The sequence below is a fragment of the Rhodococcus sp. KRD197 genome (assembly GCF_017168235.1).
In the GTDB taxonomy this organism is placed as follows: Bacteria; Actinomycetota; Actinomycetes; order Mycobacteriales; family Mycobacteriaceae; genus Rhodococcoides.
Map to the genome: position 1 here is coordinate 157757 of NZ_JABFAO010000002.1, position 23608 is coordinate 181364.

The 23608-nt window shown below is 64.3% G+C and carries 23 protein-coding genes and 1 pseudogene; 11 read left to right on the forward strand and 13 right to left on the reverse strand.

Annotated elements, in window-relative coordinates:
* Positions 1 to 3: 3 nt before the first annotated feature.
* On the reverse strand, positions 4 to 1251 hold the full coding sequence (locus tag J1M86_RS03015; protein ID WP_075839319.1) for a hypothetical protein: 1248 nt from the start codon (positions 1249 to 1251) through the stop codon (positions 4 to 6).
* A gap of 238 nt (positions 1252 to 1489) precedes the next feature.
* Between J1M86_RS03015 and J1M86_RS03020 the strand changes: the two genes are divergently transcribed.
* From J1M86_RS03020 to J1M86_RS03030, 3 genes are all read left to right on the forward strand, one after another.
* Positions 1490 to 2071: a PadR family transcriptional regulator gene (locus J1M86_RS03020; RefSeq protein WP_206508768.1), complete on the forward strand. Its 582-nt coding sequence runs from the start codon at positions 1490 to 1492 to the stop codon at positions 2069 to 2071.
* Entirely contained in the window at positions 2064 to 3161 is a 1098-nt protein-coding gene (locus J1M86_RS03025) for an inositol-3-phosphate synthase (protein WP_206508769.1), read from the forward strand. Before J1M86_RS03020 ends, J1M86_RS03025 begins: the two co-directional genes overlap by 8 nt.
* A 154-nt stretch (positions 3162 to 3315) precedes the next feature.
* Complete coding sequence (locus J1M86_RS03030; protein WP_269418051.1) at positions 3316 to 3738, forward strand: MmcQ/YjbR family DNA-binding protein; 423 nt, start codon at positions 3316 to 3318, stop codon at positions 3736 to 3738.
* Between the two features lie 116 nt (positions 3739 to 3854).
* Here the strand turns inward: J1M86_RS03030 and J1M86_RS03035 are convergent, their stop codons facing one another.
* From J1M86_RS03035 to J1M86_RS03045, 3 genes are read right to left on the reverse strand one after another with little or no spacing between them, the layout of a single operon-like run.
* Positions 3855 to 4910 carry a PDR/VanB family oxidoreductase gene (locus tag J1M86_RS03035; RefSeq protein WP_206508770.1) on the reverse strand — a complete coding sequence of 352 codons (1056 nt, stop codon included), beginning with the start codon at positions 4908 to 4910 and terminating at the stop codon, positions 3855 to 3857.
* Entirely contained in the window at positions 4907 to 5785 is an 879-nt protein-coding gene (locus J1M86_RS03040) for a metal-dependent hydrolase (protein WP_206508771.1), read from the reverse strand. The genes J1M86_RS03035 and J1M86_RS03040 overlap by 4 nt, the downstream gene beginning before the upstream one ends.
* On the reverse strand, positions 5772 to 6704 hold the full coding sequence (locus J1M86_RS03045) for an alpha/beta fold hydrolase (RefSeq protein WP_241259523.1): 933 nt from the start codon (positions 6702 to 6704) through the stop codon (positions 5772 to 5774). Before J1M86_RS03045 ends, J1M86_RS03040 begins: the two co-directional genes overlap by 14 nt.
* A gap of 148 nt (positions 6705 to 6852) precedes the next feature.
* On the opposite strand from J1M86_RS03045, the gene J1M86_RS03050 reads away from it, so the two are divergent.
* The 4 genes from J1M86_RS03050 (at position 6853) to J1M86_RS03065 (ending at position 9909) form a co-directional block, all read left to right on the forward strand.
* Entirely contained in the window at positions 6853 to 7524 is a 672-nt protein-coding gene (locus J1M86_RS03050) for a TetR/AcrR family transcriptional regulator (protein ID WP_206508772.1), read from the forward strand.
* Positions 7525 to 7897: 373 nt separating this feature from the next.
* Entirely contained in the window at positions 7898 to 8266 is a 369-nt protein-coding gene (locus J1M86_RS03055) for a DUF5313 family protein (protein WP_083667725.1), read from the forward strand.
* Positions 8267 to 8292: 26 nt separating this feature from the next.
* Positions 8293 to 9018 (forward strand): peroxiredoxin, encoded by a 726-nt coding sequence (locus tag J1M86_RS03060; RefSeq protein WP_187346751.1) that lies wholly within the window; start codon positions 8293 to 8295, stop codon positions 9016 to 9018.
* A gap of 57 nt (positions 9019 to 9075) precedes the next feature.
* On the forward strand, positions 9076 to 9909 hold the full coding sequence (locus J1M86_RS03065; protein ID WP_206508773.1) for a DUF2786 domain-containing protein: 834 nt from the start codon (positions 9076 to 9078) through the stop codon (positions 9907 to 9909).
* Positions 9910 to 9919: 10 nt separating this feature from the next.
* Here the strand turns inward: J1M86_RS03065 and J1M86_RS03070 are convergent, their stop codons facing one another.
* The 9 genes from J1M86_RS03070 to J1M86_RS03110 form a co-directional block, all read right to left on the reverse strand.
* The gene (locus J1M86_RS03070; protein ID WP_187346753.1) at positions 9920 to 10093 is read right to left on the reverse strand and encodes a hypothetical protein; all 174 of its coding nucleotides are present in this window, start codon (positions 10091 to 10093) and stop codon (positions 9920 to 9922) included.
* Positions 10090 to 10911 (reverse strand): carbohydrate ABC transporter permease, encoded by an 822-nt coding sequence (locus tag J1M86_RS03075; RefSeq protein ID WP_206508774.1) that lies wholly within the window; start codon positions 10909 to 10911, stop codon positions 10090 to 10092. The genes J1M86_RS03070 and J1M86_RS03075 overlap by 4 nt, the downstream gene beginning before the upstream one ends.
* Positions 10908 to 11957, reverse strand: coding sequence for a carbohydrate ABC transporter permease (locus J1M86_RS03080; protein ID WP_206508775.1), 1050 nt, complete (start codon positions 11955 to 11957; stop codon positions 10908 to 10910). Before J1M86_RS03080 ends, J1M86_RS03075 begins: the two co-directional genes overlap by 4 nt.
* Before the next feature lie 31 nt (positions 11958 to 11988).
* Entirely contained in the window at positions 11989 to 13260 is a 1272-nt protein-coding gene (locus tag J1M86_RS03085) for an ABC transporter substrate-binding protein (protein ID WP_206508776.1), read from the reverse strand.
* A gap of 168 nt (positions 13261 to 13428) precedes the next feature.
* The gene (locus J1M86_RS03090) at positions 13429 to 14688 is read right to left on the reverse strand and encodes an MFS transporter (RefSeq protein WP_206508777.1); all 1260 of its coding nucleotides are present in this window, start codon (positions 14686 to 14688) and stop codon (positions 13429 to 13431) included.
* A complete protein-coding gene (locus J1M86_RS03095; protein ID WP_307786514.1) occupies positions 14685 to 16454 on the reverse strand; it encodes an ABC transporter permease subunit in 1770 nt (589 codons plus the stop codon). The genes J1M86_RS03090 and J1M86_RS03095 overlap by 4 nt, the downstream gene beginning before the upstream one ends.
* 3 nt (positions 16455 to 16457) lie before the next feature.
* Positions 16458 to 17948: an ABC transporter substrate-binding protein gene (locus J1M86_RS03100; protein ID WP_206508778.1), complete on the reverse strand. Its 1491-nt coding sequence runs from the start codon at positions 17946 to 17948 to the stop codon at positions 16458 to 16460.
* A 30-nt stretch (positions 17949 to 17978) separates the two neighbouring features.
* Complete coding sequence (locus J1M86_RS03105; protein WP_206508779.1) at positions 17979 to 18740, reverse strand: ABC transporter ATP-binding protein; 762 nt, start codon at positions 18738 to 18740, stop codon at positions 17979 to 17981.
* Positions 18737 to 19492 carry an ABC transporter ATP-binding protein gene (locus J1M86_RS03110; RefSeq protein ID WP_206508780.1) on the reverse strand — a complete coding sequence of 252 codons (756 nt, stop codon included), beginning with the start codon at positions 19490 to 19492 and terminating at the stop codon, positions 18737 to 18739. The genes J1M86_RS03105 and J1M86_RS03110 overlap by 4 nt, the downstream gene beginning before the upstream one ends.
* A 116-nt stretch (positions 19493 to 19608) precedes the next feature.
* Between J1M86_RS03110 and J1M86_RS03115 the strand changes: the two genes are divergently transcribed.
* The 4 genes and pseudogenes from J1M86_RS03115 (at position 19609) to J1M86_RS03135 (ending at position 23496) form a co-directional block, all read left to right on the forward strand.
* A complete protein-coding gene (locus J1M86_RS03115) occupies positions 19609 to 20118 on the forward strand; it encodes a TIGR04338 family metallohydrolase (RefSeq protein ID WP_206508781.1) in 510 nt (169 codons plus the stop codon).
* A 16-nt stretch (positions 20119 to 20134) separates the two neighbouring features.
* Positions 20135 to 20899: an LLM class F420-dependent oxidoreductase gene (locus J1M86_RS03120; RefSeq protein ID WP_206508782.1), complete on the forward strand. Its 765-nt coding sequence runs from the start codon at positions 20135 to 20137 to the stop codon at positions 20897 to 20899.
* Positions 20900 to 21035: 136 nt separating this feature from the next.
* Positions 21036 to 22766 (forward strand): annotated as a pseudogene (locus J1M86_RS26210) (ABC transporter substrate-binding protein/permease).
* A 4-nt stretch (positions 22767 to 22770) separates the two neighbouring features.
* Positions 22771 to 23496 (forward strand): amino acid ABC transporter ATP-binding protein, encoded by a 726-nt coding sequence (locus tag J1M86_RS03135; protein ID WP_206508785.1) that lies wholly within the window; start codon positions 22771 to 22773, stop codon positions 23494 to 23496.
* The last annotated feature ends 112 nt before the right edge of the window (positions 23497 to 23608 follow it).

Consider the following 23608-nt stretch of genomic DNA (forward strand, 5'->3'; position numbering starts at 1 on the left):
CACTCACTCAGCTTTCCGCTGAAAGCGCGAGACGTCCACAGTGATCCGGCCAACCACGTCCGCGTTGGCGGGGTCGGCGAACGCATCTGGCGTCGTACATCGAACGGTGCCCGTTGCAGTTCGCCCCGAGAGGTCGATCGTCGACGTCACGCCGTCGAGGCCGATGCGCCGTAGTGTGTGCGTGCCGTCGACGCACCACTGGGTGCCGTCGGCTCCCGTCGCTCGATCTGCGCGCGTTGCAGCGACATCTGCCGGGCCGTCCACGGGCACGATGCGTCGGTCCGCGTCGTTCAACATGCGCAATCGCTGCGCATCCGGGTATGTGCGCACGAGCCCATGCCTCCGGTCATCCATCATGTGCGACTGCGTCGAGCCCAGGAGGTACAGCCGTCCCTCGTGGACTGCGCTGGTTCCGCCGCCCTCGGTGGTGTATCTGTCGACACTCAGTTCACCGTCCGGAGCGAGAATGCAGCGGTGGATGTCGTGCTCGCAGGTGATCCAGCAACCGTCGTCGACGGCGTGTATGCGTCGTGCCCATCGGTCGATCGTGGGCTCGATGGTCAGTGGCAACAGGTATCGGGTGATCGTCGAGCTCGTTGTTTCCACCCGAAGGAGTACCGGGTCAGACGAGTGCATCACCCACAGGCAGTCTCCGGCGGCCGCAACGGCTCCGGCGACGAAAGGTGTTGGCCGCACAGGTACATCGTCGAGGTCGAGGTCGATCAGTATGCCCGATGCGACCAGATCGCCCTCCGTGGTGGTCTCGGACGGCCACCAGTCGTTCTCGATCGGCACAGTATCGATCTCGGTGAGCTGGTCGGTGCCGTCGACGCCCGCCCAACCATTCCCTGTCGGTCGGACTTGACTGTGTACGAGAAACATTCGGACGATCCGTCCGAGGACTTGAGGGGGCATATCGATCCCGAAGCCGCCGAGGCTTGCACTGAAGATGCCGGTGAGAGTGACCGGACCGTTGGTGGGTTCGTCCGTCCACCACTGGCTGCTCCAGCCGTCGCCGTAGACGAGATGCAACCACCGCAGCCGTCCGTCGCGGTACCTGCTGGGCGCCTTGCCATAGGCGGGTCTGGCTATCGCCATTCGGGTTTCGTCGCGGGCAGACGGAACGGGCGACGGGTAGTGCTCGAGTACGACGTCCGCGATGTCGCCTACCGATGCACGCGGAAACGAGCCGTCTTGAATTACCCATCCGGCGACGAAGACGCGGAGGGTGCGGGGCTGGGCAATGTTCATTCAATTCCCGACGCAGTAGGAAGAGTCCGCACGACGATGCGTTGCGGGCGTCGGGTCACCGTGCGTCGAAGAATACACGCCGTGGCGGGGGGGCCTCGCTTCGTCGGACACGGTTCCTATTTGTCCTTACAACCTCAACCGCCGCTATGTATGTACATATATCGGCGCGATACATTGTGGGTATATGCTCGGTTATCGCATCAGTTGTGCGGGACGTCCACCGGGGAAAGGAGTAGGCATGCTCGAGCTAGCAATCCTCGGTCTGCTTCTCGAATCTCCGATGCACGGGTACGAGCTCCGAAAGCGCCTGACCGGTCTGCTCGGAGCGTTCAGAGCGTTCTCCTACGGTTCGTTGTATCCAGCCCTGCGTCGCCTACAGGCGGACGGGCTGATTGCCGAGGACGCCGGTCCGGACACGCTCGTCAAGCGTCGAGCCAGGCGCGTGTACGAGCTCACTCCGGAAGGCAGGAAGCGCTTCGCCGAACTCGTAGCGGATACCGGACCGCAGAACTACACAGACGATGGATTCGGCGTCCATCTCGCCTTCTTCAGTCGCACCCCGGCAGAAGCCAGGATGCGCATCCTCGAAGGCAGGCGGCGTCAGGTCGAGGAGCGCCGGGAAGGGCTCCGCGAGGCAGTGGCCAAGGCCAACGGGACCCTCGACCGCTACACCCGTCAGTTGCACCAGCTCGGCCTCGAATCGAGCGAACGCGAAGTTCGCTGGCTCAACGAAGTCATCGCGGCAGAGCAGGCGGGCCCGTCCGCCACCCCCAACCCGACACGTATTTCGAAGACAGAAGGAGAACCCGACCATGGGTGAGAACAGCAGAGGCGCCAACAGCAACGCCATCCGGGTGGCCATTGTGGGTGTAGGCAACTGCGCCTCCTCCCTGGTCCAGGGCGTCGAGTACTACAAGGACGCAGACGAGAACGTCACCGTCCCCGGTCTCATGCACGTCAAGTTCGGCAAGTACCACGTCCGCGACGTCGAGTTCGTCGCTGCGTTCGACGTGGATGCCAAGAAGGTCGGCTTCGACCTGTCCGACGCGATCTTCGCCAGCGAGAACAACACCATCAAGATCGCTGACGTGCCGCCGAAGGACGTGCAGGTTCTGCGCGGACCGACCCTCGACGGACTCGGAAAGTACTACCGCGAGACCATCACCGAGGCCGACGGCGAATCGGTCGACGTCGCACAGGCGCTGCGTGACGCCAAGGTCGACGTCCTGGTGTCCTACCTGCCCGTCGGCTCCGAAGAGGCCGACAAGTTCTACGCGCAGGCCTCCATCGATGCAGGTGTCGCATTCGTCAACGCGCTGCCCGTGTTCATCGCCAGCGACCCCGTCTGGGCCAAGAAGTTCACCGACGCAGGCGTTCCCATCGTCGGCGACGACATCAAGAGCCAGGTCGGCGCGACCATCACGCACCGCGTCATGGCCAAGCTGTTCGAGGACCGCGGCGTACAGCTCGACCGCACCATGCAGCTCAACGTCGGCGGCAACATGGACTTCCTCAACATGCTCGAGCGCACCCGCCTCGAGTCGAAGAAGATCTCCAAGACCCAGGCCGTGACCTCGAACCTGCAGCGCGAGTTCAACACCAAGGACGTCCACATCGGACCGTCCGATCACGTCGGCTGGCTCGACGACCGCAAGTGGGCCTACGTTCGCCTCGAAGGCCGCGCCTTCGGTGACGTGCCTCTGAGCCTCGAGTACAAGCTCGAGGTTTGGGACTCGCCCAACTCGGCCGGCGTCATCATCGACGCGGTTCGTGCCGCGAAGATCGCCCTCGATCGCGGTATCGGTGGACCGGTCATCCCGGCTTCGGCATACCTGATGAAGAGCCCGCCGAAGCAGCTCGCCGACGACGTTGCCCGGACCCAGCTCGAAGCGTTCATCATCGACGCCTAGGCGACTCCGTCGCATGTGAGCGAAAATACGTGTCCTGTCCTGTACTTCCGCTCACATAGGTTGCTCCCAGTGGCACGGCCGAGTTTCCTTCGGGACGCTCGACCGTGCCACTCGCGTGTGTGGACCCCTGCTGTGTGGACCCCTGCGCTATCGTGTGCCAGTGGCCGTCGATCCCACCTCGAACCATCCGTGCCTGAGTCGTGTTCGAGCGATGGCACTCGCCTATCCGGACGCGACCGAGAAGATCTCCCACGGCAGGCCCACTTTCCGCACCGCCAATGTCTTCGTCTACTTCGGCGGTAGCGTCAAAGGGGGTGACGACTTCGACCTGTCGATCGTCGTCAAGTGTGAGAGCGCCGAGGAGCAACGTGCCTGCGAGTCCGAGCCGCGCTACTTCCACCCCGCCTACCTCGGACCCGCCGGGTGGGTCGGGTTCGACCTCTCCGATGCCGAAAACTCGAAAGCCGGAGAAGACATCTGGGCCGAGGCCGCCGAACTGATCGACTGCAGCTACCGAGTCACCGCTCCCAAGCGTGCCGTCGCCAGGTTGGACGCGGGTGAAGGCCCGACGCTGTGAGCCTTGACGCCGTGCGCCAGTGCACACAGGTCGATCGCCTGGAGCACATTCGGCCCTGCGGACCCGACTTGTGTGCACTGACGCACGGGTCCTCGCCAGCTAGATACCCCTGCCAGCTAGATGTCGAGTACTACCCGCTCGCCCTGCGTGCGTTCGGTGCACACGAGCATCCCGTCGGTGCCACCGACAACAGGCACGCGACATGTGCCACAAAAGCCCTGCCTGCACGAGTAGGCCACATCGGGCCGGACTGTTCGAATTGCATCGAGTGCCGAACGGTCCGCCGGCACAGTCACCGTCTCGCCCGTTCGGGCTAGCTCGACTTCGAATTGCACACCGTCGACGATGGGCGGCGCCGAGAACCGTTCGAAGTGAAACTCCGTTCCGCGCGCGACGCCTCGATCGAGCGTGCCGATCATCGGCATCGGCCCGCACGCGTAGATCGCCGATGTACTCCGAGCTCCCTCCAACAGCACTGCCGCCGAGGGGGTGCCGTCGACGTCGTCGGTCCGGATCGTCACATTGTCACCGAACTCGCGCAGCTCGCCGAGAAACGGTAGCGAATCTCTGCTGCGCCCGGTGTAGACCATCGTCCACTCGACGCCGAGACGATGCGCGAGGCGCACCATCGGCAGGATGGGTGTGATGCCGATGCCGCCCGCGACGAAGTGCAGGTGGTCTGCGGTTGATCCGTGCCCCGGAACCGCGAAGGCAAAGGCGTTGCGCGGACCACGAATGGTCAACCGCGTGCCGAGCACAACCTCGTCATGCATCTCCACTGACCCGATACCGTCCGGAATACGCCGCACCGCAATGCGATAGCGCCGACTGTCTGCGGGATCCCCGCACAGCGAGTACTGACGCAACAGTCCCGACGGTGTCTCTACATCGATGTGCGCGCCTGCTCGCCACAGCGGGAGCTCACCACCGTCGGGGGCGGCCAACGCGAAGCCCATGACGTTCTCGTCGTGGGCTTCGACGGCGCGGTCGACGACGACCACCGGAAAGCTGCGGTCGATGCTTTCGCCGGCGACGTCCTTTCGGTGCCGGTACCGCAGGGGGTGCATGTGGGCGTTCATCAGTCGTTCGAGAACCCGAAGCAGCGGATCGCGTTCGCGACGCCCGTACAGATCAGGAGGCACCTCGTCGGGGACGGGGAAAGCGATATTCATTGCAGCGGCGTCCTTGCCGCGGGCGAACCGGCGAGGTAGGCAACTGCTTGCGCGGTACTCCCTTCGCCGTCGGGTGTGTAGTTCGGTTTCAGATACCGTGCAACGCCTCTGGTCATCTGCGCCAACGACGGGAGCGAGCCTCTTCGCATGGCACGAAGCCACTGGAACCACAGCACGATGTAACCGCGGTCCTTCAAGCTCGGGTCGTGCCGCACGATGTACCGGGTCCCGCGCAGCATCAACACGAGGAAGCTGACGAACGCGAAGAGCATGGACAGATTACGACGGACATAGCCGACGCCGAAGTACATCGCGACATCGTGTGCGACGTTGCGGTGCTCGACTTCCTCGGCGCCGTGCCAGCGGTAGAGGTCGATCATGTTCGCATCGCCGTCGAACTCGTCCCAGCGTGAGTTGAGCGCGTAGTCGCCGAGGAATGCCGTCATGTGCTCGATGGCGCCGATCAGGGCGATGCGGTCGACGAGTTGATGCTTCTGCGCCCGGACCGACAGGCCCGGACGAGGTCCGAGAACCTTCCGCATCAGGTACTCGGCGTGCGCCGTGAAGGGCCGGGGATCGATGCCGTGTGCATCGAGGTACTCGTACAGGACGTCATTGTGGGTCTCGGCATGCATCGATTCCTGGCCGATGAAACCGAGCACATCCTCGCGGAGTTTCGCGTCGGCGATCAGCGGGAGCGCCTCGGTGTACGTCGCACAGAACCACCGCTCGCCCTCCGGGAGCAGGAGATTCAGCGCGCTCACGGTGTGCGAGGCGATTGGTTCGCTCGGCATCCAGTGCAGCGGCGTCCGTGTCCAATCGAAGCGCACGTTGCGGGGCTGCAGGGAAACCTCGCCGGGATCATGCTCGTACATGGTCGATCCTTTCGATGAACTGCGTGGTCGCAGCGGCGACGAGCGCAGGCTTTCGCATCGGCAGCCAGTGTCCGGATCGCACGTCGGTGCGACTGACGGATGACGCCCACCTGTCGATATCGGCAAACGAGGCCGGTCTGATGGCCGGGTCGCGCGTGGTGACGAGAAGCTGTATCGGGACGCGGGTGTAGCGCTCGGCGGGCCGAAACACCCGCTGCAGCACGTTGGCTCGATAGATGCGCAGACCGCGGGTCATGTCCCGTCGTAAGGTGTCGGCCAGGTGGGCTTCCGACCGCGGAATCCGCTCGACAATCCGCAGCGAAAGCAGCCAGATCCAGCGACGACCGAAGATGCGAAAGAACACCCGCGGCAGGATCCCCGCCATGAAGAACAGCGTGTAGGCACCCGAGGCGAGCTGGGTAGCAAGCGGCCACAGGCGTTTCGGCGTGAGCGCGGCGTTGCGCATCCACATGCCCATGTGATCGAGACTGGGTCCGGAGATCGAGGTGAACGATGCGATCCGCTCATGGGCACCGGGTTCGCAGACCGCCTCCCACACCTGAACCGAGCCCCAGTCGTGCCCGAGCACGTGCACCGGATTCGGTCCCGCCACGGCGTCGGCAACCGCCATGAAGTCGTCGGCAAGTTGCTCGAGCCGCATCTCGGCGACCGTTCCCTGGTCGGTGGAGGCACCGTGACCGCGCGTGTCGTACGCGACCACCCGAAAGCTGTCGGCAAGGAGCGGAACCACCGAATCCCAGAGACGGTGGGTGTCGGGCCATCCATGCACGAGCACGAGCGTGGGCGCGTCCGGGCCGGTGGGGTCCGGCTGGCCGTGGTCGTAGACCGCCAGTTCGGCGCCGTCGACGCGCACGGTGAACCGCGTGGCCGTGGCGGCTGTTCCTTCGATGGTCATCATCACTCCAGTCGTTGTTACCGACGGTACGCATAGCGTTACCGTCGGTACGTACTGGTTCAAGACTCATCGATTCGCGGCCCTCTGTCAACACACGCGGCCCGAAACCTTCGGTAGCGTGCGGACCCGCGAGGACCTCTACACTGCAGGGATGCCCACCGGCCGAGATCCTGCAGCGCGCAGAACCCACGCTCGCGAGGAATTCGTCGACGCGGCCTTCCGCGTCATCGACAGCAGTGGCCCGAACCCGAGCATGAACGACATCGCGCGCGAAGCAGGGGCCACGAAGCCGCGGCTGTACCGACAGTTCGCGGACAAGGCGGACCTGTACGGCGCAGTCGCGCAGCGCATGGCCGACGAGGTGTACCAACTCGCCGTATCGGACTTCAATTTTCTTCTCGACGCACCCGTGCCGGCGCTGCGCCACGCGATCACGGGTTACGCCGAGGTGGTCGCCCGCCATCCGAACGTCTTCAGATTTCTCGCACAGTCACGCTCGGCTCCCGAGGATCCGACGATCGCCCCGCCACTCGATATCGGCCGCGACATCGCCACGCGCTTCTCGGCCGTCGCGCGGTCGATCCTCGAGTCCGTCGACGCCGACACCACGGGTATCGAGTACGCCTGTAGAGCAGCGGTGGGGGCCGTTCTCGCCGCGACCGATCTGTGGCTCGACGACGACGAACTCGGCGCCGAGGATTTTGTCGACCAGCTCACCGACCTGGTCTGGGGATTGTTGGCGGCTTACCTACGCCGCAAGCAGCTCGAGCTCGACGGCGAGGAGCCGATCTTCGTTACCCTGGCTCGGCTCAAAGGCGCGTAGGGGCTGCGGCGCGTGACGACTCATCGGCGCACGTGCAACGATCCGAGGGAGCTACCGTGCGCATGACTGCGTCAGCGTGCTGGCCGCATCCATCCCACGTGGTCTTTCGGCAGCGAGGACATGGGGCTGGATAACACATTTCGGTCACCTTTCGATTGCGGACGTATGGATGGGCGATCAGACGTCGGCATGCAACGTTCCCATTCGGTATTCGACGCCTTCAGCATACCCCCGGGGGTATCAGATTCCAAGTGATTTCGAGCACCACAGGGTTCAGCACGAGAATCTCCCAGCCAACCCAGGGCCGTTGGGCTGAGTATCAGAGGACCTTGTACCCCAGCGCATATGAACTGGCGAGCCTACGGTCGAGGCCATGAACAAGCCCACGTTTCGTCAGCGCCTGCGCTACGACGCCGGCGGTGTGCTGCCGGAGGAATTTCAGGAATGGGTTCGTCGCGACCTCACCGGTCGCGGTTCGACCGCCCGCTATCTAGCGCGTTTCCTCGTACCTCTCGTCGCTCTGCTCTTTCTCTTTCTGTTGTTTCCCGGACCCAACTGGATTCCAGCTCTGATGATGCTGATGATCCTTGTCCCGACGGTGTACTTCGCGCTTGCTCTGCACTTCGTGTACCGAGTCTTTCGCCTCCAACAACACGGTATCGATCCGGCTTCGGTCACGCGGAAAATTCCCAGCGTCCAACACGACCGCTCGACCTACAAATACAACTACAGGCACCCATGAGATCGATACAGCAAGGCGAGGTTGACATGACGACCCCAGATTCGACAGCCCAGAGCGCGTTCGGAATGCCGCGAATCGGTGATCCTGCACCGGAATTCACCGCCGTGACCACTCAGGGTCCGATCGACTTTCCCGCCGACTATCGCGGCAAATGGGTCATCTTCTTCTCTCATCCAGCAGATTTCACCCCCGTATGCACCAGCGAGTTCATCACGTTCGCTTCGATGTCGGATCAGTTCAAGCAGTACAACACCGAACTGGTCGGGCTCTCGATCGATGGTCTCTACAGCCACATCGCATGGCTGCGCACCATCAAGGACAAGATCAGCTTCAACGGAATGTCCGAGGTCGAGGTCACATTCCCGCTGGTCGAGGACATCACCATGGAGATTGCCAGGCTGTACGGAATGATCATGCCGGGTGAAAGCTCCTCGAAGGCCGTCCGCGCGGTCTTCGTCATCGACCCCAGCGGTGTCGTTCGGGCGGTCATCTACTACCCGCTGAGCACAGGTCGCAATTTCGACGAACTCCTGCGTCTGGTGAAGGCCCTGCAAACCGCGGACGCCTTCGACGTGGCAACACCCGCAGATTGGCGGCCGGGAGATCCCGTGATCGTTCCCCCCGCGGGCTCGTGCGGCACCGCAGCCGACCGGATGCAAAACACAGACACCGACGTCGAATGCCAGGACTGGTTCTTCTGCACCCGATCCATCAGCGAGTCCGAGATCGAGGGCGCGATCCGAGCCGAGTGACGGCTTGCCCGATAAGCGGTGAGTCTGTTGTCGGTGCCGCGTTGTAGCGTCGTGGGCGTGACCTCGGACAAAATGCTCACCCGGATCGGCGGGCTGCTGCGCCAGGCCGAGTCCACCGATAACCCGCACGAGGCCGAAGCGTTCATGGAGGCGGCGCAGCGCCTGGCGACGGCCACCTCGATCGACCTGGCAGTGGCGCGCTCGCACAGTGCCTCCCGTGAGAAGCGGGCAACTCCGGTACAACGGGTCATCCGGATCGGTGAAGCGGGCAAGAGGGGCCTGAAGACCTTCGTGCAGTTGTTCGTCGCCATCGCCCACGCCAACGATGTTCAATGCGACGTCGCCAGGTCGTCGACGCAGGTATTCGCCTACGGCTTCGACTCCGACATCGACACCACCGAGGCGCTCTACTCGTCGTTGCTGATCCAAATGGTTCGGGCCTCGGACAGGTACATCAAGTCCGGGACGTACCGATCCGAGACAGCCGTGCGCACAGTGACCAAAGTGGTCGGGCGTCGCCGCTACCGATTCCGAGAAGAAGTGCCCGTGGCTGCCGTCACCGCGCGGCTCAATTTCCACAGCGCGTTCGCCTTCCGAATCGGCACCCGCTTGGGGGAGGTCAAGAAGGAGACCGAGACCAAAGCGATCTCCGAGAACCGGGAGAAGGGCACGGCATTGGTGCTGCCCGAAAAAGAGATCGAGCTGCGCGAGTTCTACCGCACAGAGTCGACGGCCCGCGGAACATGGCGCGGGCAGAGCGCGAACGCGGGTTACTCCGAGGGTGCGCGCAAGGCAGGTGATCGGGCGGGACGAGCGGCTCGCCTCGGGGTGGGCACGGCAAGCGACAGTCGAGGGCAGATCGGCTCGGCGAACAAGCAACTCGATTCGTGAAGCGTCCCTCTCACCGGAGCTTTCGCATCACGAACCCGAGCGCCGCCAGCAACCCGAGTAGCACGAGGGACGGCCACACCGGCGGATCTCCGCCGATGATTCCAGCTACGGCAGCGATGAACGCCATCACCGCGAAAACACCGAGTATCCCGGCCAGCATCTGAAGATGATCCTGCGCGGTCACGATTTGACACCGCCCGCGGTCAACCCGGAAATGATGCGACGCTGGAACAGCAGCACCATGATCACCAGCGGAATCGCGACGATCGTGCCTGCCGCCATGATCGCTGCGTACGGAACGACATGTGGATCGTTGCCCGAGAATCGCGCGATGGCCACCGTCACCGGTTCGGTTCTGTCACTGGAGAGCTGGCTCGCCAGGAGGTACTCGTTCACAGCCGCGATGAACGCCAGAATAGCGGTGGTGAACAACGCCGGTGCCGCAAGCGGCAGCATCACGAGCCGGAATGCCTGGAATCTTCCGGCGCCGTCGATACGCGCTGCCTCCTCGAGCTCCCACGGCAGTTCGGCGAAGAATGCCGTCAGTGTGTAGATGGTCAAGGGGAGCACGAACGAAATGTTCGGGATGATCATCGCCTGATAGCTACCGATCCAGCCGATGTTCGTGAAGAACTGGAACAGTGGCGTCACGAGCGCGACCACCGGAAACATCGACGCCCCGAGAACGATACCGACGACAACGTACTTGAACCGGAAGTCGATGCGGGACAATGCATAGGCACAGAAGATGCCGATGACCAATCCGATGAACGTGGTGACGCCACCGATGATCAAGCTGTTGAACACTGCTCGGACGAAGTTGTTGCCGTTGGACGTGGACAGCGCGTTCGCGAAGTTCTCCCACGTCACGTGCGTCGGCCACGGTGTCGTGTCGAAGGTGTATCGGGGATCGCGAAAAGCCGTCACCGTCATCCAGTAGAACGGCGCGAGACCCCAGATCAGGATGATCAGGACTCCGAGGTAGATCCGCGCAGTTTTCATCGGAGGGTTCCTTTGCGCTGATCCTCTTGCGTCGCCACCGCATTGGCACCGAGGAACTTCACCAGAATGAACGCGACGATGAAGATCATGATGAAGGAGATGGTGGACAGCGATGCTGCGCTGTTGAATCCTTGCCGAATCTGTTCGACCACCAGGATGGAGATGGTCCGCGTAGCCGGATTGCCCTCGGTGAGAATGGCCGGCAGATCGTACATCCGGAGCGCATCCATGGTGCGGAAGAGAATCGCTACCATCAGCGCGGGTTTGACCAGCGGCAGTGTGATTTTGGTGAAACGCTGCCAGGCCGATGCGCCGTCGACGCGCGCGGCCTCGTAGACGTCGGCGGGAATCATCTGCAGCCCAGCCAGTATCAACAAGGCCATGAACGGTGTCGTCTTCCAGACGTCGGCGATGATGACTGCGAAACGTGCGGGCCAGGCATCGCCCGTCCACAGGATGTTCGTTCCGAGCATCTTGTTGGCGATGCCGTCATAGGCGAAGATGAAATACCACAACTTGGCGGTGACCGCCGTCGGGATGGCCCAGGGAATGAGAATCGCGGCCCGCAACAACGCTCGGCCGGCGAAAGTCTTTCCCATGATGACGGCCATGGCGAAGCCGATGACCACCTCGATGGACACTGTGACGACCGTGAAGAACGCAGTATTGCCGACGGCTTCCCAGAACTGCGATCCGAGAGTGCCGGGAGGACAGGGAACCAACGTCCCCGACGCCGACGTGCACTGCTGCAGTATCCAGTGGGTGTAGTTGGAGAATCCCGCGCTGCCGCCTTGGACGAACATCCCCGTCGCCGGGTCGAGACCCGCGTCCTTCTGGAAGGACATGATGACGGCGCGGATGACCGGGTAAGCGATGACGACCGCCAGAATCACCAGCGTCGGCGCGATCAGCAACCACGCCCTGCCCGACGAGAGTCCGAAGCGTGGCTTCGATGCGGTGCGTGCATGCCGACCGCGGCCGGGGGAAGATCCCCCGGCCGCGGTCGTTGCTACAGCCCCACCGGTTTCACCAGTAGGTAGAGCCATGAATTCTCCTGATTGGCCCGAAAGCGAATCGCTAGTTGGCGCCGGCCGACTCGATACCGGCCTGGATGTCCACGATGGCCTGGTCCACGGGCTTCTCACCCTTGATTGCAGCGAAGGTGTTGTCCTGGATCGCCTTCGACACAGCCGGGTAGAACGGTGTGACGGGACGCGGGACCGCGTTCGCGATGGACTCCTTCAGGGCCGGCAGATAAGGCATCTCGGCGATGAGAGCGGGATCGTCGTAGAGCGACTCGAGCACGGGAGGCAGAGCGCCCTCGGCGATGATGCGCTGCGCCTGCTCGCCCTGCATGAAGCGCAGGAAGTCGGCGGCAGTCGCCTTGTTCTCCGAGAACGTACTGATGGCGGCGTTGTAACCACCGAGTGTCGAGGTGCCGACGCCGTCGACGCCGGGCAGTGGTGCGACGCCGTAGTTACCGGCGACAGCCGATCCCTCCTGCGAGGCGGTGCCGTAGACGTAGGGCCAGTTGCGCAGGTACAGGACGTTGCCGTCCTCGAACGCCTGCTGGCTCTCGGGCTCTTTGAAGGTGGTGTCCTGTTCCGGGATGACACCGGTCTCGAAGGCCGTCACCAGTGCCTGCAGACCGGCCCTGGCCTCGGGGCTGTCGACGGTCGGTGTGGTGCCGTCCTCGGCGACGAACGATCCGCCGTGCGCGTTGATGATCTCGGATACGTTCGCGGTCAGGCCCTCGTAGGCCGCGAACTGGCCTGCGTAGCAATCGATGTTGTTAGCTGTCGCGATCTCGCAACTGGCGGTGAGCTCGTCCCACGTGGTGGGTGCCTCGGGCACCAGATCGGTCCGGTAGAACAGCAGGCCGCCGTTGGTGTTCTTCGGCGCCGCATACTGGGTTCCGTTGTAGGTGGCGCTCTCGACCGTCGAGGGCAGGATGCCCGCGTTGTCCATCGCGAACTCACCCTCGAGCGGGACGAGCCAGCCCTTGGCTGCGAACTCGGCCGTCCAGATCACGTCGAGCGCCATGACGTCGTAGTCGGATTGCTCCGCCTGCAGGTGCTGAACCAGGTCGTCGTGCGCCTGATCGGCGTCGTTCGACTGCTCCTTGAAGGTGACTTCCTCGTCGGGGTTGGCAGCGTTCCACTCGTCGATGATCTGCCGAACCACCCCGGTCTCGGTGGTGTCCTTACCTTCCACGTACGTGATGGGCCCGCGGCCATCGGTGTTGGCCGAGGCCGAGTCGCTGGAACCGCTGTCGCTGGAACACGCGGTGAGCGTCAGCAACGATGCCGCTGTCGCGAGCACCGCCACCTTAGAGATCAAAGACGCCATTGTTTGTCTCTCCACTTGCTTGCTGCACGGGTGCGTGAGGAGATCACAGCACACGAAAACGAACGCGCTCCCCCGACGCACAATGTCGATAGGGACTGTGACACACATTCGGCGAATTGGGAGCGAATCGGCACGAGCTGAATCGGTCAACCTGCTGCCAGCCGAGGTTCAGTCCAATTTTCCGAGCACGATGCGCAGACCGAGAACGCTGGCGATGGGGAACGTCGCGGCCACGAGCCAGGGGATCGCCGAGCCAGGACCGTCGTCGGGTGCAGCATCGATCACTGCACCGAGCGCCACCGATCCGATCAGCACCCCGATGCCGCCGACGGAGGCCATGAAACCGTAGTAGGAGCCGAGCCTGCGTTCGCCGGCCAAGCGCGGCACCAACTCACGCGCCTGCGGCATGGCGAGCATCTGACCGAGAGCCAGCAGGAGAACGAACATCGCAGCCGGGACGAGGCCGACGAAACCCTCCAGCTGCAGTGGTGATGTCGCAGCGACAACGACGAATGACACCGCCATGACTGCGAATCCGACGGGGATAACGACACGTGGTGACCGGCGCGCCGTGACCCGGGTGATTGGCAGCTGTGCCGTCACCACGAATACCGCGGAGATGGCGAAGAACCAGCCCAGAACGGTTTGCGAACCCCAGGCCCGTTCCACCTCGAGTGGCAGCAGCAGATACAACTGGTTGTATGCCACCAGTTGCGCGCTCATCGCGACCGCGAAGAGCACGAACAGCTTGTTGCGCACAACGTCCGTCCAGCCCGAGAGCCACGGATCGTCGCGGTGCTCGCCCGGTTCGTTCGGCAACCACTTCACATGGGCAGCAACAATGACGAGAAAAATCGCCGCCGCGACGAGGCAGGCGAGGCGAAAGTCGACCAGCAGCAACAGCGAACCGACGAGCGGTCCGGTGAACGATCCGATCTGACTGCACACCGACAGCAACGCGAAGGTCTCGACCCGGCGGGGGCCACCGTCGGACTCGCTCTTACCTGCCTCGATGGCTACGGCCGATTCCACTGCAGGAGAGAACAATGCCGCCGCAAAGCCGACGAGGACCGTCGCCACCAGTACCCCGGTGAGCGAGTCGAAGAATGCCAGACCCACGAATCCAAGCACGCGCAACACACAGCCGACGAGGACGACGGGTTTGATGCCCCACCTGTCGGCCAGTGTGCCACCGATGAAGAACAGTCCCTGCTGCGAGAAGGTTCGCACTCCCAGCACGACTCCGACGAGAGCTGCCCCGAGTCCCAGGTCGGAGGTCAGGTGCACCGACAGGTACGGCAGCACCATGAAGAAGCCGACGTTGAACGTCAGCTGCGTCAGAACCAACAGCCTGATCGTCGCAGTCGCCCGCTGTAGCTCGTCGATGAACGACCACCGCCACCGCGCTTGCTTCACACCCGTACTCATGCCGCAGGGGAGCCTACCGCTGCCTCGCTGGCCGGATTGCTGTCGGTGCGACGGCTGCGCCCCGAGGTGGCACTGGACAGGGACACCGCCAGCACGGCCAGTGCGATCAGTGAGGCCAACGGTGCCAACACCACCCACGGCGCTCGTTCGACGTTGGCGACGCCGTCGGCCAGGATCAACCCCCAGTCCGGTGACGGCGGCTGGGGTCCGAGTCCGAGAAAGCCGAGTGCAGCCAGCGCGAGCGCGACACCGGGCAGGCGAAGCAGCGCATGGCGCAGGACCACCGGGACGACGCTGGGAACGATGGACCCGAACAGGATTCGCGGTTCACTGGCGCCGAGGGTCGGCAGAATCGCGATGTACGGACGCGCTCTGGTTTCCTCTACCAACGCGGCGGTGTGTGCGGCCAGCGGAGCCCACGTCACGATCAGAACGGCAACGGCGGCACCCCCGGCGCTGGGCCCCCAGATCGCGGCGATGATGATGCCCGCGACGATGGGGGGAGCGGCATTGGTGACCTCGATCAACCCGCGCGATGCGCGTGGAATCAACCCGAACAACACGCCGATGACGAACGCGGCCAACGTTACCGCCAGCGACAACCCGATCGTCGAGACGGCGCCGTCGGACACTCGCGCCAGCAGGTCCCGTCCGGACGCGTCGGTGCCGAACGGAAACTCGAGAGACGGCGCCGCGAACTTGTCCCGGCTGGTGACGAACGGGTCGCGAGTCACGCCTGCAAGAACGATGACGAGAAGTACCGTCGCCGAGACTATCGGTGCGATCCATCGACGCGGGGACGGCGCGAAGACCCCGGACGGGATCGGCATCGCCCGGTCACGTAACGCACCGCCGAGCATCAGACGCCGGAGCATCTCGGCGGTGATGCCGAGCAGCGCGCTGATCACGAGCAGCAAGAGCACGTCGATCTGCAACGCAGGAAGGTCCTGAGACTGCGCGTCGCCCAGCGTCTTTCGGCCCAAGCCTGGAATGGCGAACACCTTTTCCACAGCCACCGCGCCGCCGGTCAACGCGACCATGATGAGCCCGATCTGGGTGGCGAGACCGGGCAGTGCTCGACGCACGACGGCGACGGCGATGCGCCGTTTGGAGAAGCCGGCCACCGTCCACGTCGTCACCCAGCCCTCGGTGAACGTGACGGCGATGGCGTCGGCGAGGAGGCGACCCAGCAGGCCTCCGGCAGGCAGGCCCAGCGCGAGCGCCGGGAGCACCGCATACTCGAGCCCGTTCCACCCGTACGCCGGGAACGACAGCCACACGGCCCCGAAAACGACGAGTGCCGAGGCCAGCAGGAAGTCCGGGAGCGAGGTCAGCGCAGCCGCCGCGGCGCCGCTCGTTCGACGCGGCGTACCGCGCAGTCCCGCGCGCAGGGACGGCAGGACCACCAGGGTCGCGACGATGAGGGCGACGATCAGAACGAACCCCATCAGGGTCAGCGATACCCCCAGGGCGTCGAGCGCACCCGGCAGCACCGGCGTGCCCGAGTTCCACGACACCCCCGGATCGCCCTGCACGAGACCTGTGAACCAGTCCCAGAACATGCGGACCGGCCCGGCGTCGAGTCCCAACTCCCGACGGATCGAGGCGAGAGCTTCGTCGGTGGGCTCCTGCTCGGCCGACCGCGCTCGCAGAATGCTCAGTGCGGGATCACGATCGGAGAGCCACGGGAGCATCCCGAGCAGCGCCACCACACCTGCGACAGTGACGACGCGCGACGCCGTGACGATCGATGGTCCTCCTCGCACGGTCTACTCGAACGTGGTCTGGTTGGTGATGAGAATGCGCTCGCGAGGGTCGCGGGCCACATCGGTGATACCGGCGGACTCGCCTTGGATGACGCGCTCGTGCAGCATCGGGACCGCGGCGTCCTTCTCCAGAATCAGCCTCTCGGCCTCGAGGATTGCTGCGCGACGGGCGTCGCCGGGCTCGGTTGCCGATGCCGCCGCCAAAGCCGCGTCCACCTCGGCGTCGCAGAACTGGGAGATGTTGAACGATCCCTCGCAGGCGAAGTCGGAGTACATGTACGCCACCGGGTCACCGGAATCGAGGACCGTGGCGCGCGAGAGGATGAAGGCATCGAAACGTCCCTCCAGCGCGTCGGATTCGATGAACTGGTACTCGCGGACGACCTGCTCGACGATGAAGCCCTGGGCCTCGAGCTCCTGCTGCAGCAGCACCGCCACCTCGGGCAGTTCGGCGCGATCGGTGAAGGTGGCGAGGGTGATTCGTTTGCCGGTCGCGTCGCCGGCCGGGGTTTCGGTGCGCTCGGGGCGATCGGCGGCCCAGGGAAGTGCAGGTCCGAGGAGACCGTTCGCGGCGTCGGCGCGGCCCTCGTACACCTGCTCGACGAGTCGATCCTTGTCGACGGACTCGCGGGCCGCGGCGCGCATGGATGGGTCGCTGAAGACGCCGTTCGCGGTATTGAGATACAGGGTGTTGGTCCGCGGCATCGGTACCTCGTGCACCAACTCGGGGTCGACGAGCGATGCCTGCGAGACCGGAATGGCCTCTACGACATCGGCGGTGTCGTTGCGTAGCGACGCCCCGCGTGCGGTGCCGTCGGGCACGAAGTCGGCGTCGATGCCGGCGATCTTGGCGCTCTCGCCCCAGTAGTCGTCATTGCGGTCGAGCGAGGCGCTCGAGGTGCCGTCGACGCTGGTGAGCACGAACGGCCCGGTACCGGTGCCGATCGCATCGACCGGACCCTCACCCTCGTAGGCGACCGGGGCGAGGATGGCCAACTGTGGACTCGACAGTCGCTGGGGCACCAGTGGGTCGACCAATTCGGTTGTGACCGTGACGGTCTCCTCGTCCACTGCAGCGACGGTCATCTCGACGCCGTCGAGGATGCGCGGCTTGGGTGCGGCCTCGGTCGCCGCCGTCAGTGCCGTCACGACAGCATCGGCGTCGAGCGATGCCCCGTTGTGGAAGCGCACATCGGGACGGATGTCGAAGCTCCACGTGAACTCGTCGACGCGGTCCCACCCGGTCGCGAGCCCCGGTAGTGCGTCACCGAGGTCATCGAGGGTGACCAACGTTTCCGCCGTCGACCAGCGTGAGAGCTTGAAGGCGTCGTCGCTGAACTGGTCGAGGCCCGAGCGCGGCGGCTGGAGATGAGCGATCCGCACTCGATCCTCGCTGTCCTCGGACGCCGGTGTGGAGAAGCAACTGGTGAGCGCGAGAACACCCACTGCACCGACCGCTCCCAGTCGTGCTGCGCGAAACTTGCTGCTGGACATGCATTTTCTCCTGTGCTGGTTCGTGACCGGTCAAGCGGAATGAAGCCTGGGCACCGCGTCGAGCAATGCTCGGGTGTGCTGATGGACGGGAGCGGTGAGGACGGACGCGGTGGTCCCGGTCTCGACGATCCGGCCGTCGCACATCACCGAGATGTCGCTGCACAACCGAGCCACCACCGACAGATCGTGGGAGACCACCAGCAACGCGGTCGAGGTTCGTGTGGACAGGTTGTCGAGCACGGTGAGTACCTGGTCGCGCAGGTCGAGGTCCAGTCCGCTCACCGGCTCGTCGGCCAGCAGATAGTCCGGTTCACAAGCAACGGCGCGTGCGATGGCGACCCGCTGATTCTGGCCGCCGGACAGTTCCGAAGCCCTCCGCTGCAGATATCTCTCGTCCAATCCAACTGCAGCCAGAGCCCGCCGAGCGAGTGCCGCGTGGTCGCCCTCGGCGCCGAGAAGGCGCAACGGCGTCGCGACGAGATCGACGACGCTTCGCCGAGGGTCGAGTGAGGTGGCCGGGTCCTGCGGGATGTACTGCACCCGTCGGCGAAACCAACGCAACGAGCGTGCCGAGGCAGGCCCGACGAGTGTGCCGTCCAGCGTCACGGTTCCGGAGTCCGGATAGTTCAGCGCGAGAAGCATTTTCAGTAGCGTTGTCTTGCCTGATCCCGATTCGCCCACCAGCGCGACCCGCGCGCCGGGCGGGACCTCGAGGTCGACTCCGTCGAGCGCGGTGGTGGTCTTGCTGCCCTGGCGGAATCGACGCGTGAGTCCGGATGCGAGAAGGCTCATCGGGCGCGGCCTGCGGTCAGCGCGGATAGCGGGTCCATCGCCCGCGCCCGTGCGATGAGACTCTGTGTCAGGGGGCTCCGGGGATTGGCGATGATGTCGGTCGTCGCACCCTCTTCGACGATATGTCCGCGTTCCATGACGATCAGCCGGTCGCACAGCTGGGCCGCGACGGCCACGTCGTGCGTGATGAACATCTGCGCGGAGTCGACGGCCTTCAAGGCGTCGAGCACCCGTACCTGCGTGACCACGTCGAGGGCGGTGGTCGGCTCGTCGGCGACGAGCAGCGGGCTGCGGCAGGCGAGGGCCAACGCGATGCATACTCGCTGTCGTTGACCACCTGAGAGTTCCAGGGGGTAGGCGGCGAGGATCCGCTCGGGTTCACGGAAGCCGACCTGCTCGAGCAGTGCGGTGGCGTCGGATTTCGTTCTTCGGGCGGGCGCGCTGAGTTGCGCGCCGACGGTGACCATCGGGTTCAGCGCGGTTGCCGAGTTCTGGAAGACCATCGCCGGGCGTGCGCTGAGGGGACGCCGCGGCGTCGGCAGGCCCGCGACGTCGTGGCCATCGACCGTGATGCGACCACTCGAGGTGATGCCCGGGGGAAGGTGTCCGATGATCGCCGAGGCGGTGAGCGACTTGCCCGACCCGGACGCGCCGAGGAGGCCGACTCGCTGGCCGGCGGCGATTCGGAAGGAGATGTTCTCGACGATGCGGGTGCGGCCGGCGTCGATATTCAAGCCATCGACGACGAGCAAGGGGGTCTCCTACGCGAGAATACGGGCGCCTGTTGGCAGTGACTTCGACAATCGTTGTCGCTTTAACTGTAGAGGCGCCTCGGAGCAGACACAAATTCGGCATTAGTGTCGAGACGGTGAAGAACAGGGATTCGCAACGGTCGAAGGTGTACGCGGCCGAGACCTTGGTGCGGACCATCTTCGATCGAGCAGACGAGCGTGACCTGCGAACCGTCGACATCTACGGCTCCACACTGACGCTTCCGATCGAGCGGAAGTTCGCCTCACTCGATTCGGTTCAGCACTATGTCGACTCGATTCTCGCGCTCGACTGGGTCCGCGCGCGGTGGCCTGGCGCCGGGTCGGTGCGGGTGCGCGAGCGGTCCGGATCCGGGGCCTCGCACTACGAGAGAGACACCCGCACCATCGCCGTCCCGCTGCACCGCCGAAACAAGGCATGGGCACTACGGGAGCTCGTCGTACTCCACGAACTCGCCCACCACTTCGAACCGGAGGACTCCGAGGCTCCCGCACACGGCGGTGCATTCGTCGACCGCTTCGTAACCCTGGTCACCGAGATCGTCGGCAACGAGGCAGGGTTCCTACTGCGGGCCACATTGTTGGAGACGGGCGTCGAGATCGGATGATGCGCACAATAGAGGTATGACTGTGAAAATCGGCGTACAACTGCAGCCCCAGCATGCCCCCGACTACGGCCTCATCCGAGATGCGGTGTTGCGCTCGGAGGATGCGGGTGTCGACATCGTCTTCAACTGGGACCACTTCTATCCGCTCTACGGCGACCTCGACGGGGCGCACTTCGAGTGCTGGACGATGCTCGGCGCCTGGGCCGAACAGACGTCCGCCGTCGAGATCGGGGCCCTCGTCACCGGTGGTGGCTATCGTAATCCCGACCTGCTCGCGGATATGGCACGCACGGTCGACCACATGAGCGGTGGCCGACTGATCCTGGGCATCGGTGGTGGGTGGAACCAAAAGGACTACGACAACTTCGGTTACGAGTTCGGCACCGCGGGCTCGCGCCTGAAGCTGCTCGACGACAACCTCGCTCGGATCAGGCACCGCCTCGACGTCGCCAATCCCGCGCCGACACGCGAGATTCCGATCCTGATCGGCGGCGGTGGGGAGAAGAAGACACTGAAGATGGTCGCGAAGTACGCGCATATCTGGCACAGCTTCGCCGACCTGGAGACTTTCGAGCGCAAATCGGGCATCCTCGCCGAACACGGCGAAACCGTCGGACGTGACGTTTCGGGCATCACCCGTTCGGTGCCATGGCCGGGCGCGGACAAGGCCCAGGCCTTCTTCGACGCCGGAGTGAGACTGTTCACCGTGGGGACAGGCGGCCCCGACTACGACCTCACTGAACTCGAAGCTGCGCTGACGTGGCGCAACGACCACAGGTGAGGACTTTCGGGATCGAAGCGCCTCGGTGCGGGAATGTTTGAACACATTCGGTGGTTGACCGCTCGGGCGGCGTAGCGCTCGTGCTGCCTCCAGCGGCGCGATAGTTTCGTTCGTTCGTGACAACACCGAATCACCGATGCCAGCACCGAGGAGTCCAGAGTTGAACACACGTCGTTTACGAGGCCGCGCCACCGCAGCAATTGCAGCGACGCTCGCACTCACGCTCGGCGCAGTAGCGTGCTCGAGCGACGGCAGCTCGGGCGGTACCGGCGAGAACGCACTCGCCGGCTCGGATCAGGTATCCCTGGACAGGTACACCACCGATGACGTCACCCCGCTCGACGAGATCGACACCGCGAACATCGGATTGACCCAACCCGGCACCCTGTACGTGGGCACACTGTCCGACGCCCCGCCGAACATCTTCATCGACGAAGCCGGTAACTTCACCGGCTTCGACAACGAACTGCTCAGGGCGATCGGGGACAAACTCGGCCTCGAGGTCGAGTTCGCCGCGACCGAGTTCTCGGGCCTGCTCGCTTCGGTGAACAACACGGTCTACGACGTCGGATCCTCGTCCATCTCCACCACCGATGCGCGCCGCCAGACCGTCGGATTCACCAACGGCTACGACTTCGGGGAGATGGCGCTCGTGGCGAAGAACGACTACGCCATCCGGACCATCGCCGAGCTGGACGACCAGCAGCGCATCGGCGTCGTCCAGGGCACTGTGCAGGACGATTACGTCACCAACACCATCGGCATCGAGCCGGTCCGATTCCCGGACTACAACACCGCCTACGCCAACGTCAGGTCCGGCCAGATCGACGCGTGGGTCGCGCCGTCGCAGCAGGCCTCCGGCCAGGTCAAGGCAGAGGACGGCGGCGTCGCCATCCTGGAAACGACCGTCAACACCACCAACTTCACTGCCTACGCGGTGAACAAGGACAACCAGCCGTTGATCGACGCCTTGAACTCCGGACTCGACGCGGTCGTCAACGACGGCACATGGAACACCCTCGAGCAGGAGTGGTACCCGGAGCGCGAGGTGCCCTCGGACTGGAAGCCGGGTAGCAAGGCCTCCGTTCTCCCGGCGTCCTAGTCGATGGATACGCTCTCCAACCTGTACGACACGTTCTTCGACTGGCAGCTCATCTGGGACACCGTCCCCGCGCTGATCACCGTCGGACTGCCGAACACTCTGATCCTCGCCCTCTCGTCCGGGGTGATCGGCACGATCATCGGACTCGGGCTGGCGGTGGCGGGAATGTCCCGTTCCCGCTGGCTCCGGTGGCCGGCCCGGATGTACACCGACGTCTTTCGCGGGCTTCCCGCAGCCGTCGTCATTCTCCTCATCGGGCTCGGTTTCGGGCCGACGCTGACCCAATTGACCGGCAGCCGAAGCCCATTCCCCCTCGGTATCGCTGCGCTGTCGCTGATGGCGGCGGCATACTTCGGCGAGATCTTCCGCTCCGGCATCCAGAGCGTCGACTCCGGCCAGCTCGAGGCGTCCCGCGCGCTGGGGTTCAGCTATCGGCGGTCGATGGCGCTGGTGGTTGTGCCGCAGGGGATTCGACGCGTCCTGCCGGCCATCGTCAATCAGTTCATCTCGCTGATCAAGGACAGTTCGCTGATCTACTTCCTCGGGCTGCTGGCCTCGCAACGCGAGCTGTTCCGGGTGGGACAGGACACCGCCGCGCAGACCGGCAATCTCTCACCCCTGCTGGCCGCCGGGGTGTTCTACCTGTTCCTGACGATCCCCCTGACGCACCTGGTGAACTTCATCGACTCCCGTCTGCGATCGGGCAAAGCCGACACATCCGGCACGCTCGACCCGGTCGAGAAGATCATCGTGGTGGAGAGGTGAGCACATGGCTGTCTCATTGACCGGCACCGACATTCATCTCGCCTTCGGCAACAACAAGGTGCTGCGCGGGGTGAACATTCACGTCGACGCGGGTAGAACCACCACCGTCATCGGGCCGTCGGGTTCCGGCAAGTCGACGCTGCTGCGCGCACTGAACAGACTGCACGAACCCGACGAGGGCGACATCCTTCTCGGCGGAAAATCGGTGTTGCGCGACAACCCGGACGAACTTCGGCAGCGTATCGGCATGGTGTTCCAGCACTTCAATCTGTTCCCGCACAAGACAGTGGCCGACAACGTCGCGCTGGCCCCGCAGAAACTCAAGGGTTTGTCGAAGGAGGCAGCGCGAGCCGCGGCAATGGAACAGCTGGAATTGGTGGGCCTTTCCGCCAAGGCGGATTCACGTCCGGGCAATCTGTCCGGTGGACAGCAGCAGCGTGTCGCCATCGCTCGTGCACTCGCCATGAAGCCCGAGATCATGTTCTTCGACGAGGCGACATCCGCGCTGGATCCGGAGCTGGTCAAGGGTGTGCTGGCCCTGATGGCGGATCTGGCATCGGGCGGTATGACGATGGTGGTGGTCACTCACGAGATGGGCTTCGCTCGTTCGGTGTCCAACAAGGTGCTGTTCATGGACCACGGCAGCGCCGTCGAAACCGGCACTCCGGACCAACTTTTCGACGACCCGCACACCGACCGGCTCCAGCAGTTCCTGTCCCAGGTGTTGTAGGCGCCTTCGGCGCATGTGCGTGGAAATACATAGCCTGCTATGTATTTCCACGCACCTGTGGCGGAGCCGCCTTAGGGCACCCTCGTTATTCCCGACTTCACCTGAGCGACTC

Bases quoted from the DNA above. Each gene is read 5' to 3' on its own strand.
- J1M86_RS03085 (WP_206508776.1), bottom strand. From the start codon at position 13,260: ATGGCGTCTTTGATCTCTAAGGTGGCGGTGCTCGCGACAGCGGCATCG.
- J1M86_RS03040 (WP_206508771.1), bottom strand. From the start codon at position 5,785: ATGTACGAGCATGATCCCGGCGAGGTTTCCCTGCAGCCCCGCAACGTG.
- J1M86_RS03020 (WP_206508768.1), top strand. From the start codon at position 1,490: ATGCTCGAGCTAGCAATCCTCGGTCTGCTTCTCGAATCTCCGATGCAC.
- J1M86_RS03075 (WP_206508774.1), bottom strand. From the start codon at position 10,911: ATGAAAACTGCGCGGATCTACCTCGGAGTCCTGATCATCCTGATCTGG.
- J1M86_RS03100 (WP_206508778.1), bottom strand. From the start codon at position 17,948: ATGTCCAGCAGCAAGTTTCGCGCAGCACGACTGGGAGCGGTCGGTGCA.
- J1M86_RS03050 (WP_206508772.1), top strand. From the start codon at position 6,853: ATGCCCACCGGCCGAGATCCTGCAGCGCGCAGAACCCACGCTCGCGAG.
- J1M86_RS03135 (WP_206508785.1), top strand. From the start codon at position 22,771: ATGGCTGTCTCATTGACCGGCACCGACATTCATCTCGCCTTCGGCAAC.
- J1M86_RS03035 (WP_206508770.1), bottom strand. From the start codon at position 4,910: ATGAATATCGCTTTCCCCGTCCCCGACGAGGTGCCTCCTGATCTGTAC.
- J1M86_RS03090 (WP_206508777.1), bottom strand. From the start codon at position 14,688: ATGAGTACGGGTGTGAAGCAAGCGCGGTGGCGGTGGTCGTTCATCGAC.
- J1M86_RS03120 (WP_206508782.1), top strand. From the start codon at position 20,135: ATGACTGTGAAAATCGGCGTACAACTGCAGCCCCAGCATGCCCCCGAC.
- J1M86_RS03045 (WP_241259523.1), bottom strand. From the start codon at position 6,704: ATGATGACCATCGAAGGAACAGCCGCCACGGCCACGCGGTTCACCGTG.
- J1M86_RS03105 (WP_206508779.1), bottom strand. From the start codon at position 18,740: ATGAGCCTTCTCGCATCCGGACTCACGCGTCGATTCCGCCAGGGCAGC.
- J1M86_RS03025 (WP_206508769.1), top strand. From the start codon at position 2,064: ATGGGTGAGAACAGCAGAGGCGCCAACAGCAACGCCATCCGGGTGGCC.
- J1M86_RS03015 (WP_075839319.1), bottom strand. From the start codon at position 1,251: ATGAACATTGCCCAGCCCCGCACCCTCCGCGTCTTCGTCGCCGGATGG.
- J1M86_RS03055 (WP_083667725.1), top strand. From the start codon at position 7,898: ATGAACAAGCCCACGTTTCGTCAGCGCCTGCGCTACGACGCCGGCGGT.
- J1M86_RS03060 (WP_187346751.1), top strand. From the start codon at position 8,293: ATGACGACCCCAGATTCGACAGCCCAGAGCGCGTTCGGAATGCCGCGA.
- J1M86_RS03080 (WP_206508775.1), bottom strand. From the start codon at position 11,957: ATGGCTCTACCTACTGGTGAAACCGGTGGGGCTGTAGCAACGACCGCG.